This is a genomic window from Flavobacterium azooxidireducens, from assembly GCF_023195775.1.
Classification (GTDB): Bacteria; Bacteroidota; Bacteroidia; order Flavobacteriales; family Flavobacteriaceae; genus Flavobacterium; species Flavobacterium azooxidireducens.
Genome location: NZ_CP096205.1, coordinates 2286489 through 2300123, shown reverse-complemented (window position 1 = coordinate 2300123; position 13635 = coordinate 2286489). Strand labels below are relative to the sequence as shown.

The following is a 13635-nucleotide window of genomic DNA, read 5'->3' as shown; positions in this document are numbered from 1 at the left end:
GGGTTGCGAGTTTTTGTTGGGGTCGCAAACCGTTTATTGTTATTTTATATATTGGATTGGTAAATTCAGTACGACTTTTGTGCCTTGAATTTCTCCTAAATCATTTCTTATTTCTTTAATTTCCACTTTGGCTTTTTGAGCGGTAGAGGCTTCCATCATTTCTAATCTTTTTTTGGTAATATCCAATGCCATCGATTTGTGAATGGCCACTAAATTTTCTTTGATTTCTTTGGATTTGTCAAACCCAATTCCATCATCTAAAATGGTGCAAACCAGATTATCTTTTTCAATCGAAAAATCAACTGAAATAGTTCCGTTTTCTTTTTTAGGAATTAAGCCATGGATAATTGCATTTTCCACAAAGGGTTGTAATAATAAAGGTGGCAACGCCATATCATCTTCTATTTCCAGACTTTTGGTTATTTTGAATTCAAAAACATTATTGAAACGAAGTTGTTCGAGTTCTAAATAATTTTGTAAACTTTCAATTTCTTTGTCAATCGGAATTAGCGATTCTTTAGAATATTCTAACGTTAATCGCATCAATTTTGAAAATTTTGATAAGTATTTGATGGCCGAATCTGTTCCGTTTTGCACAATAAAACTCGAAATTGATCCCAAACAATTAAACACGAAATGCGGATTCATTTGCAAATGCAACGCTTTCTGCTCGTATTCTGCGAGTTCTTTTTGAAGGGTTAAATTTTTCTTTAACTGAATTCGGTTGTAAATCAAAAAAGCAATTCCCAACAAAAGCAACACAAACAAGGCAATAAAAATAGTTTGTAAGGTTTGTCTTTTCGATTTTTCGGCTAAAAGCAATGTTTTCTTTTCCTCTTCTTTTTTCTTGATGGCTTCTTTCTTTTCAAATTCATAATTCATTTCAGCTTGCACGCTTTTTCTAATATTTTCATGATTTATCAAGCTGTCTTGTGCTGTTTTGTATAATTTGAAATGTTTGAATGCTTCGGAAGGTTGATTGAGTTTTTCATAAATGGAACTCAATAATTTTTCTGCCAAAGCAGTGCCTTCTAAAACATTAAGTTGTTTGGATAACTCGGCTGCTTTTTGAGCATATTTTAAAGCTTCACTCCCATTGTTTTGCTCATAAAAATACTCACCCATGAACAAATAGGTGTCGGATTTTCCGAATTTATCATCAATTAAATCGAATGATTGCAAGGCTAAATTCCAACTTTCTAACGCTTTTTCTGAAGTTGAATTCTTCTTGTGAAGTAATCCGAAGTTATTATGCAATTCCCCCAAACCACGCGGATTAGGGAATTTTTCAAAATAGTATTTTGCTTTCGTATAATAGTCTTCTGCTTCTTTGAAGTTGTTTTGTTTTAAATGAAGATTTCCGATGTTGGTAATTGTGATACCAACCGTTCTGTCACCAATTTTCTCTTGAATTTTTTGAGCTTTACTAAAATAATCCAAGGCTTTGAAATCTTCGTTTTGGGCTCGGTAAACAATTCCAATATTATTATAAACGCGTGCTAATTTATCTTCTTCTTTTGTTTCTTCATAAATGGAAACCGCTTTTAGGTGATGTTGAAGTGCTTTTGCATAATTGCTTTGTTCAGAAAAAACAATTCCCATGCTTCCATACACTCTGGCTAATCCGTTTTTAAGCTTCAGATTGTCTTTTGAATTAACAGCCAATTCGTTTTCATACACCAATTTGGCTTGCGAGAAAAAGTCTAATGCTTCGGGATAATTTCCTGTAATTATTTTAGCAATTCCCAAATTAAGCAAGGCTGTTCCTTCTTCGGTTTGATAGTTGATTTTTTTTGCTAAGGCTAATGCTTTTGTAGCATACTCATTCATCAAAACAGGATTACTACTTTTATAATAATCGGCAATTTCATTGAGAAGTTGCACTTTTTCAATGTCGTTTTTTGTTTGATTGAGCACATTCTTTAAACTGTCTGCCGTTTTATTTTGTGCAAAAACAACGATAAAACTACAGCAATACAAAAAGAATAAAAGGTATAACTTCTTCATAAACATCATTTGAAAAACAAATATAAGTCATCCTTTTAGAAGTTAATCGGTAAATGAGTATTTGTGGGTTTTGAATGAGAATCTGATGATAACTGTAAATTAAACAAGGATATCTAAAGGAAACAACTGAACTTTGCTTTGCAAAAAACAGAAATTACCAAAACCTATATAAAATCAAAAACCCCTCTAAAAGAAGGGTTATGAAGGGTTTTAGTAACTGATTGTTTAGTTTCTTTTTGACGTAAAACTAAACCGTTGCGTTTACATAACTGTTTGCTTTTTTCATAATCGAACGAATCAAAAGTGTTTTGTTAGACATTCCTGATTTTAAATATTGTTCTTTTTTTGAAACTAAAGCAGAACGGTTGATGGTAGTTGATTCTTCTTTTGTAACAGAAACTTTCGTTTCTTGTTTTGCACCGGAAAACCAATTTGATATTTCAATTGAACTCATTTCAACAGTACTTTCTTGAATCATCTCTTGTGCTTGTTCTTCTGAAACTATTTCGTTAGTCACTGTAGTTTGAGCAGAAACTTCAGTAATAGCAGAAAAAATAACTAAGATTAAAGTGATTAAGAATTTAGTGTTGATTGCTTTCATATACATTTTAAAAATCGTTTTGTTTTTATTTCTGATGTAAAAGTATCCCGATTGTATGCCGCTACCCTATTTTTTCGATAACGTGTTGATAAACTCGATAAAAGGATAACGAAATGAAAGTGAATGGTTAAAATATGCATTTCGTCGATAATTGCTTACATAACGCCACTTTCCATAGGTCGTTGAAATGTGTCGTTTGACTGACTTATAGATTTTGAGCATAAAAAAAACCTTCGATTGCTCGAAGGTTTTGCATTTTATAATTATTATTTTTTAGTGAGCTACTTTTTTAGAAGTAGTTTGTCCATCTGTAGAAGTAATCTGAACAATTAGCACTTGGTTTTCAACTTGAGTTAAAGGAATAGAAACCGTTGAGGCATTTACATCGTTTTGCTCAGCCAATAATCTTCCTCTCAAATCAAATACTTTTACATTAGTTAAAGTAGTTAAACCTGAATTAATTTGGATTGTTTTATCTTTTGAAAAAACAACAACCGAATGTTGAAGAACTGGGTTTTCTACCGACAATGTACTTTGGTAAATAATTTCAAAACGATTTGCAAAAGTTCCGGCATCTGAAACAAAACTATAACTTTCATTTTTCAAGTTATGTTCAATTGAAAGTAAATTATCTTTTAAGAAAATTTGTTGCTCCTCATTTAAAAACAAACCATCTACTGTATTGATTGCAATTTCATAACTTCCAGCATTATTTGTTTTAAAACTCAATGGCACCACATCTGCTGAAACAAATTCGGCACGATGCTGAACAGAAAGTTCTGTTTGGGCAACAATCGAATTCAAAGCTAATGAACTATCATTAATATATTCTCCATCTAAATTTGAATCAATTTCATTTGTAGCGTCTGCTCTATAACCAATTGCCATGTTGCCCACAATTGAATTATTGTTTTTTAAGTGTAACCAGATTCTGGATGTTTCAGCAATTTGTTCATTTCGATAAAAAACACCACTAGTCAACTCTCTTTGTAAATTATTGAATTGTAAATTTCCTGCATTATTGGCTTTTACAAAAAATCCTTGTCCAGGTTGGATATTGTCAAATGAATGAGGACCATCACTAAAAGCTCCACCGCTAAAAGTTACATAAGCACTTCCGAGAGTGTTATTCGTTTTTCTCCAGAAATAAAGATCTCCGCTTATCAAACTACTATTATCATCTAAAAATTTTTCAATACTAATAGGTGAAGGATACGGATTTCCAACTGCATTGTAACCGCCACCAGCAGTTGACAAAGCAATCGATAAATCACCACTGTTGGGTTTTCCAACAAAGCTTCCTTGCCAAGCGGTTGGCGAAGTTGGATGGTTATCCGGCATTCTAATTAAATAGCCTTTCCCTGTACTGAAGTTATTAGCACCGGGAGCAATTGTAGAATAACTGTCTGAAGATGAATTATACGTGTAAAAACGATTGGTAACGGTTAGTGGAGAAAAGCTCAATAAATTTTGATTTTCAACCGGCGAAGACCAAAGAACATAATCTAAACGCATTAAATCTTGTGTTAGTTTTTCAACTGTAATAGCACCGTTGTTTAAATTGGTTGTTCCGCTTTGCATAAGATAAGCATCGTTTTCTAATGTGAAAGCACTTCCTGTATTTACTGTTAATCCTCCTGAAAGTGTAACAGTATCTCCTGTGGAAATAACAACTTCTGCATTGTTTGTTACAGTTATTGAACAAGCATTAATATCTGTGGAAGACGTAAAATCACCTTCAAACAAGGCTGCTTTAGTACTTGTTGGTTCGCCATTACTCCATGCGGCTCCATTCCAAATAGTAGATGCAACAGTTACAACTACCTCATCGGTAACTGTACAACCATTTCTTGTTACAGCTAAAGTGTATGTGGTTGTAACAGTTGGATTAACAGTAGGATCTTGAATAGAAGATGTAAATCCTGGAGGAACAGATGTCCAAGAATAAGTTGCTGGCAATGGAGCTGTTCCTGTAATCGTTATATCATCAATGAACCAAAAATCGATATTGTATATATTTCCATCAAACAAAAATCTATAATAAAATGATGTATTATCCACAGAGGATAAATTTACAGTAACAGTGTTTGCGGCAACATTAGCTGTGGCGTTTAAATTCCATTGGGTCGTCCAAGTTGTACCATCCGTTGAAGTCTGTAAAAACAAAGGGACTGTTCCGGAAAACCAATCTACATTATGTTTAAATGTCATAGACAAATCTGTGTAATCTGTTGCATCCAACAAAGGCGATTGTGCCCATGCAAAAATAGGTGTAGGGTTACTCCCGGAAAAATATTGCATTTGTAACTCAGCGGCACTACCTCCTGCATTAGATGTGTTAGATATTCCCCATCTATCCAAGTCGTTTGTGGTCATCGTAGTAAAACCAACTTCATTGTTAATAGAAGACAGCGTTTGCGTACCAGTAACAATAGCCACATTCCCGTCTAAAACAACAGAGGATGAAGCACATATTGCAACATCACTACCTGCAGAAACTCCGGTTGGAGATAGCAATAAACCAGTAACCGAAATGTTTCTTGTCGTTGCTCCCGTACTAGCAATGGTAATATTACCGGAAGTTGGGTTGGTAGCCAAAGATTTCATTCGTGCATAAATGGTGGTTGTGGCAACGTTCCCTCCTGATTGAGTTAAGGTTCTTGTATCAAAAAAGTTAACATTATCGGTTGAAACTTCAAATCCGGTCGGGGCTGTAATTACAATATTTGCAGTTAATGAAACACCTGATACCAGAAAAGTTTGACTGTTGGAAACTGTCAAATTACATGCACTAAAGGTTGATAAACTTGCAGCAGATGACGTAATAACCGGAACCGATGGCGGATCAAATCTAAAAACTTGATTGCTTGCTGGTTTGGCGTTAATAGTAGTAGTAAATGTTGTTGAACTAGCACTTGGAGATGATCCGGAACCATTTAATGTTAAATAAGTGTCGTTAGCATCATAAATTCCTATTGTGGCACTAGGGTTATTAACTGGATCAGAACTTTGTTGGTATCGATATTCTATTCTATTAGAGGTTTCATATAACCAAACTTGAAATTTGATTGCATCAGCACCGGAATCATAATTCCACTCATTTCCTCTAAATTCAATTTTCATGATTCGGCTTGGAGAAGTGCCTTCTAATCGGTATCTAACTCGAGTTGTGCTTTGCAAATCATCCCATAGAGGCATTAATATAGGTTTGCTTGTGCCCGCATTTGCTATTGTATTATCAAAAAAAGCATCAGTTGAAGAAACATTGAACGTAATAAAACCATTACTACTCACTTTAAACTGCGTGTAATTTGTTCCTGCAAAATTAAAGGTAAATCCAATACTTACCGCATTAGACAAATCATCATCTGAAGAATTGTTTAATCCTGTAATATTATTGGGGCTTGATAAATTGGAATAAGTTGCAGTTGTTGCGGTAAAAGTGTAAGATGAAGCACTTTGAGCAAGAACTCCGTTTCCAGACACTACAAAAAGTAATGCAAGAAGTAAAAATTTGTTCATAAAGATTTTTTAGTTGAATTAAGCGACCGAAAGTAGTTTCGATAACTCAAATAAAAAAAAAATATCGTCAAACAGACAAAACAACCGACAAATGTTAAAAAAATCAAAAATAAAAAAGAATTTATGTTAAATTAACTAAGGAAAACACTACAATAGTAAAAAGTGGAAAACAAAAAAACCTCCGAAATTCGGAGGTTTAAATGAGAAAGTAGGTTGTACTACTTTATTATTTTCTTTGTTGTACTAATTCCATTATCAGCAAATACTTTTACCAATAAAACGCCATTGCTAATTTGTTCTAGTGACGCAGAATAAGAAGTTGAATTAATATCTTTAACATCCAAAACAAGTCTGCCTTGCACATCAAACACTTGAATTCCTTTGATGATAGAAGAACCGCTTTGAACATTCAAATTATTATCTTTTGCAAAAACAATGGTTTGATTGGCAAATTCAGGAATTGTTACTCCTAATGTTGATTGATAAACCACTTCAAAACGATCGGCAAAAACACCTGAATCAGAAGTAAATTGATAGGCAGAGTTTCTTAAATCGTGTTCGATATTCAAAAGATTATCTTTCAAAAAGATAGTTTGAGCTTCATTTGTAAACAAACCGTCAACGTCATTAATAGCAATAGTATACGAGCCGGCTGCGTTTGTTTTAAAACGCAAAGGCACTACATCAATAGCTTCAAAAGATGCACGGTGCTGAACAGCTAATTCAGTATTGGCTACAAATGAATTTAAGGCAACTGCATTATCATTAATATAAGCAGCATCAGAAGCATCTATATCATTACTTGCTGTGGCGTTATAACCAATGGCCATTTGACCTACCACAGCATTGTTGGTAGATACATTTAACCAAATTCTTGAATTTCCTTCCGATTGAGTTGCGTTTGCATTTCTGTAGAAATCACCATTATCGGCTTGACGTTGTGTGTTGGTAAAAGTTAAATCAGCTCCACTTACAGCGGCTACAATAAAACCTTGACCAGGCTGAATGTTATTATATTCATGCGGTCCATCACTAAATGTTCCACCCGAATAAGTAATATAAGCACTTCCGGTAGCTCCATTTGTTTTTCTCCAGAAATATAAATTTCCACCAATCACACCGGTATTTTCTGAAAGTAACGTACTAATACTGATTGGTGACGGATAAGGATTTCCTACTAAATTGAAACCTTGACCAGCGGCAGATAAACCAACTGTTACATCGCCGCTATTTGGCAAACCAATAAATTGACCTGACCATGACGTTGCTGAAGTAGGGTGATTATCTGGTGTACGAATAAGGTATCCTTGACCTACTGCAAAATTATTCGTGTTTGCAATGGTAGCATACACATCTGTAGCAGTGTTATATGTATAAAAACGATTAGTCATTGTGAAAGGTGAAAACCCTCCTAAATTTTGAGCAGCAACCGGAGAAGACCACATGGTATAATCAAGACGCATTAAATCTTGCGAATTTCTCAACACGGTAATATTACCCGAATTGGTATTGGTTGTTCCTTCTTGAATTAAACTACCATCACTATTAATAACTACTGCAGCAGCAGTTAATTCATTGTTTAATTCATTAGCTACAGTTACACTTGTACCGGCACCGATTGTTAATGAACCTCCTGTAGAAACAGTTAAGTTTTTTGCTGTAAAACCGGCGTTTGCTGTTGTGTTATAAGGACCTACAAGTATTGCATCGATTGTTTCATCCGGACCGGCGATGTTTGACCATGCTGTACCGCTCCAGGTAACAACTGATGGTTTAGTTTCTACTTCAATTTCATTTGAGTTAACCGTTTCTACTGAACCATTTATAGCACGAACCACATAATAATAAGTAGTTTGTGAATCCAATCCTGTTACGGGAAGTGTTGTATTTGATGTTGTGAAAGGTGAACCTGACACCGGAGTAATAACTTCAGAGCCAACTACCACATTTATATCATCAATAAAGAATCTAGCATTACTTGCTTGAAATGCTCTAAATGTAAGTTGTGTTAATACAGTAGCACCTGTAATAGTGACATTATAATTTGAAAAAGCTCCTTTTACCATCTCTACAGAAGAAACACTTAAAGTTCCACCACCTGTTATTTCTAACAACAAAGTAGTTTGTTCTGAACCACCATCCCAAGCTCCTGCTCTAAAAGTAACAACAGCATCTCCCGCTTCTCCAAATACAGGAGTTGTTATTGATCCCTGTGTACTTCCTGCTCCCATTTTAGCACAATTATCTCCTTTATAACCTGCAATATCTGTCCAATTAGATATATCAAATGTGATTGATGCAATTGAGCCATTCCATCCACCGGAATTTCCTCCTGTGCCATTAGCGGTTGAATAATCTGCCCAAGTAAATGTTTGATCAATTACCTCTACAGACCCACCAACTTTAGTATAAACGTCCACTTCATAACTACTTGCACCCGCAACTGCATCCCAATTGGCATTAAATTGCGTTTGTGTAATATCAGTAGCATCATTTGCTATAGGTGTTCCCAAACCTTCAATTGTTAAAACACCATTATCATCATTCCAATTGCCATTTGTTCCTCCATAAACATAGGTAGAACTTCCTGTTTTTAGAAATCGTGAAGCATAATAATAAGTTCCTGGAGTTAACCCAGTTGCGATATTAGCTACATATTCATCATTGTTTCCAACTTGCACATTAAATGCTGCTGAAACCCAAGTCCAATCATTTCCATTAGGGTTAGAATCCGATGAACTATATCCAATCCATGCTGAAATTCCTGCTCCTTGTCCGGCAGCTTCTGTAACACCAAGCTCATAAACTTGAGCATATACATCAAAGTTCGTTGTTCCTTCTGTTATCGTTCCTGACGTTGGAGATTGAATATTAGCAAAATCAACTACATCGGCATTAATATTTAAGGTAACATTATCATTATTCCAAACACCTCCTGAACCTGCATAAACATAAGGTCCGGTTCCAATTTGAAAACGACCCGCATAATAATAAGTTCCAATTGCTAAACCACTTAAGGTAGCTACATATTCATCATCATTGCCAATTTCTACATTAAAAGTGGCAGGCACCCATGTCCATCCAGCATTAGAAGGATCATCATTCGTTGAACTATATCCAACCCAACCAAAAAGGTTACTTTGCTCACCTGACAAAGTGGTTAATCCTGGTTCGTAAGCTTTAATATAAACCGTTAAACTTCCACCTTCTAAAACGTTTTGTGTAGTAGTTGGAGATTGTATAACTGCATAATCAACAGTTTGAGCAGCTAATGTTGTTTCTGAAGCCGGAGAACCAAAACCCGTTTCAACAGCAGCACCGTTTCTGGCTTTAGCACTAAAAGTGTAGCTTGTAGAAAAATTTAAACCGGTTACAGTAGTTGTAGCCCACACCGAAGCAGTTTGCCAAACAGCAGTTGCTCCAAGAGAACCATTTGCTTGCACATATTGTCCGCCTGTTTCTTGAATAGCATATTCGGTTACAGAAGGATTTGAATTTTCAGTAGTAGCATTTACGGTTACATCCAAAGTAGTTTGCATTGGATTTGATACAGCCAAAACACCAGGTGTTGCCGCTAATGTATAAAAAGTTAAATCATTACCATTGTAAGCTGTTAAACTTTCTGTTCCAACAGCTCTGTAATGATATTGTGTATTTAAAGCTAATGAACCAATGGTAGCCGAAATTGAAGTGGCTGTTGTTCCTGTTGCTGTTGAAGGTGTTGCCGTAGCCGAAAATCCATAAGCAACTGTAGTTCCATATTCAAAACTGGCATCGGTGGTTGTACCGTTTGCGTTGATTGAACCATTTAAATCGGCACCTGTTGTGCTAATTTCTGTGGCTGCTGTGGTGGTTACGGTTGGACCGGATGGAGTAGTAAATGAAGTTACAGATAAATTTACATCATCAATTCGCCAATTTGCTGTATTAACTCCTGGTGACCCAGTTCCTCCGGAGCCATAAATTCTTAATGTTACAGAACTATCGGAGACACCAATTAAATTAGTTCCAGTAAAAGTAACATTTGTTAATGCCCAAGCACTGTTTGCCGAAACCGAAGCACTACCAATTGCTGTTGTATATCCATCAATACTAGAATAAAAAGTTAGAACTGTAGGTCCAGTTCCAGTACCCCTAGACCCAAGTGAAATTGAATTTAGTTGAATTTTATAATTTGTTGATGGCGTAACAACTAAAGAGAAATAAGTACTAGAACTAGTTGATAAAGCTCCTATTTTACAGGCTGCTCCAAAATTAGAAGTTCCAGATGCTCCAGCATAACCTGAGGAAGCGGTGGCTGTTGTTATTAAAGTAGTCGTTCCATTATTATTACCTTGAGTTGAATTAAAGGATGCAGATGTAATGTTTGGATTTATACCTGAATTAGAAGTGGTTGAAGAACCATTCCAAACATAAACTGTTTGTGCATTTGCACAAAAGCCAATACACACAAAGGTAATAAACAAAACTCTTGATAAAGTCTTAAGTAAAGATAAATTCATATAAAAAATTTTAGTTTTTGGACACTTCAAGAATGTGGCATCTTTGAAGCGAGGGCAAATATAACGTTAAAATGTTACACTTAATCGATTAACTAAAATTTTGCGTTACGAAATGATTATTTATTTGTATGTAAAAAATCATAAAAACAAAAACCTCCTGAATTTACAGAAGGTTTTAGTCTTTAAGTTATTTTTAGTAAATTACTTTTTTTGTTAAATTAATTCCTTTTTGCGTAATTACTTGTAGTAAAAGTACTTGTGTTTGCGTTGTCCCTAAAGGAATAACTACATTGGTAGAAGAATTGTTTTGAGAAGAAGCAATTAATCTTCCGCTTAAATCGAATACATTAACTGTTGCAATTTCTTCTTGTGCAGAACGTACGGTTAAACCATTATTTTCTTTTAAAACGATAAAACTATTTGCATTAACCAACGCTTCATCTACAGACAAAGCTTCTTGATACACTAACTCAAAACGTTCAGAGAATGTGCCTGCTTCACTCACAAACTCATACGGTGCAGTAGTGATGTTATGCCAAATTCCTAATGCATTATCTTTGATAAAGATTTCAGAATTATCAGTAAAAACTCCATCTTTTTGATTCAACACAATAGAGAAAGTTCCGGCGGTGGTGGTTTTAAAACCTAAACTAACTACATCTGTATTTTCAAATGGTAACGCTCTTGCTTGAATAACAAATGGCTCTTGGTTTAAGATAGTAAAAAATGCATTCGGACTATCATTGAGATAACGACCATCTAAAGTGGCATCAAAATCGTTGGTTGCTTCCGAACGGTAATTCACTAACACTTGGCTGTAAAATCCATTAGCACCGGTTACTGTTAATCGAATACGGTTGTTTTCAATTTCGGAAGAATTTCTTAAAAATTGGTTATTATTATCGGCAATTCGCATCGTATTATCAAAATTAATTGAAGTGGAAGTTGACTTCACAATAAATCCTTGACCCACTTGAATTACGCCATTAGGAACTAATCCTAACGGGTCACCCTCACTTGCTTCGGGACCTGTTTCTCCGGCTAACGTGAAAGTTGCATACGAAGAGGTTGTGGCATTATTGGTTTTTCTCCAAAAATAAATAGCTTCAGTCAAACTATTTGTATTAATAAAATCTTCTGCATCAATCGTTGATGGATATGGATTTCCCACTGCATTATACGTGTCATTTGCAACAGTTACAGTTACATCGCCATTGTTTGGAACACCATTAAATTCTCCATTCCAAACAGTTGGAGTAGCCGGATGATCATCGGGCATACGAATTAAATAACCTGTTCCAACTTCAAAATCATTGGTTGAAGGAGCGATAGTATTATATTGATTTGTTGAAGGATTATAAACATAAAATCGATTCGTAAAAGTGTTTGGCGAAAAATCCAACAAATTTTGATTTGCTACCGGAGACGACCATAACGTATAATCTAATCGCATTATCGAAGCAGAATTTCTTTTTACAGAAATCGCTCCCGAATTAGTATTTATAGTTCCTTCTTGAATTAAATTGGCGTTGTTTTCTATAGTTACATTATCATTCGCAATTAAATCTTCTACAACGGTTAGATTTTGTCCTGAATTTACAGTTAATTGACAACCGCTGCTCACTGTCAAATCTTTTGTAATAGTTGTATCGTTTGCTAATGTTTTTAATCCACTTCCTGAAAGTACTAAATTGGCATAAGAATGAGTTGTTATGTTTTGATTGCCCAATGCATTGTAATCAATAATTGAATTTGCTCCTAAAGTTAGATTCAAATTGTTACTACGAATTGTAAAATCATTGGTTCCAAATAAACCATTTGAACGCGTTGTTCTTAAAGTTCCATTCACGGTAAAACTTCCTGTTCCGCTATTAGAACTCATTTGCACCGTGTTAGCAATTAAAATTGCACTGTTGTTTATAGTAAAATTTCTAAAATCAATAAAATTTCCGGAAGAAAACAATTCTACTGCCCCTGACACAACTAAACTCATTGTATTTCCGCTAAACTCACCAAACATTGTTCCTCCACTATTTCTGATAGAACCATTGCTTCCACTCATAGTTATTGTTCTATTACCTCCAGTTGCCCGAAAACGTGAAAAAGGAGAAGCAATATCTAAACGGTTTCCAATCTCAACGTTTCGCTCTATTAGTAAATCTTCTGTGCCAGATGGAGCATTGATTGTCATATCCCAAACCGTTGCAGGTTGACTTGCACTAAACGTGTAAGCAGCTCTTGTTTCAAACGAAATTTGATTTGCACCAAACGGATTTGTTGTTCCTGAATTTGTTGTATTAACAATTGAATAATAACCATGAAATCTCGGACTAGCTACTGTACCACTTGGGTTAAGAGCAGCATCAGGCACTTGATGATAGATAAAAGCCGTTCCTGAACCTGGACGACTATTACAATAGCCAAGCCAATTTAATGCTGAAGGTCTTCCTGAACCAGTTAACGCAGACCAAGGAATTCTACATTCTTTGTTTCCACCGGCGTTAGTTCTTTCTGAAACTCCCACAGCAACCGCTGTATTCCAACCACCGGATCCATTAGCGGTTTGATATTGTAAATAGGAATCTTCCCAATAGATATTAAAATCTGCTCTAAAAGGAAGTATAGGTGTAATTCCCCAATGCGTTATTCCTGCTAAATTTCCGTTAGAATTATTACCGCCGGAAACTGGAACAATTGGATTAACATCTAAATAAATAACAACAGGTTCATTTCCGGTAGTTGATTTGCGGAGATACAAATAGGTATCATCCCAGCCCATAGCCCAACCATTAGTGCCGATTCCGTAGCCTGAATCAATTGTACCATCTATAGAAGGCGGTGAAGAAAAAAACTGTCCATAAGATAAAATAGAAGACAAGGTAATTACTAACGAGTAAAGTTTTAATCGCATGTTAAGTAGTTTTTGGTTAATTTGTTTGTGTGGTATTAAATTTGGAAATAAACTTTTATAAAAATATAAAAAAATAATTCATTAACAAAAAA

General features: G+C 35.1%; 5 protein-coding genes. All 5 read right to left on the bottom strand.

The genetic code is table 11. The features are described 5' to 3' along the window. Nucleotides 1-39 precede the first annotated feature (39 nt). Nucleotides 40-2007, bottom strand: coding sequence for a tetratricopeptide repeat-containing sensor histidine kinase (locus M0M57_RS10075; RefSeq protein ID WP_248432911.1), 1968 nt, complete (start codon nucleotides 2005-2007; stop codon nucleotides 40-42). 247 nt (nucleotides 2008-2254) lie between these two features. Next, nucleotides 2255-2608: a hypothetical protein gene (locus tag M0M57_RS10070; protein ID WP_248432910.1), complete on the bottom strand. Its 354-nt coding sequence runs from the start codon at nucleotides 2606-2608 to the stop codon at nucleotides 2255-2257. Nucleotides 2609-2881: 273 nt separating this feature from the next. Beyond that, the gene (locus M0M57_RS10065) at nucleotides 2882-6130 is read right to left on the bottom strand and encodes a T9SS sorting signal type C domain-containing protein (RefSeq protein ID WP_248432909.1); all 3249 of its coding nucleotides are present in this window, start codon (nucleotides 6128-6130) and stop codon (nucleotides 2882-2884) included. Between the two features lie 218 nt (nucleotides 6131-6348). Then, entirely contained in the window at nucleotides 6349-10632 is a 4284-nt protein-coding gene (locus tag M0M57_RS10060; protein WP_248432908.1) for a beta strand repeat-containing protein, read from the bottom strand. A 193-nt stretch (nucleotides 10633-10825) separates the two neighbouring features. After that, the gene (locus M0M57_RS10055) at nucleotides 10826-13543 is read right to left on the bottom strand and encodes a T9SS sorting signal type C domain-containing protein (RefSeq protein WP_248432907.1); all 2718 of its coding nucleotides are present in this window, start codon (nucleotides 13541-13543) and stop codon (nucleotides 10826-10828) included. Between the last annotated feature and the right edge of the window lie 92 nt (nucleotides 13544-13635).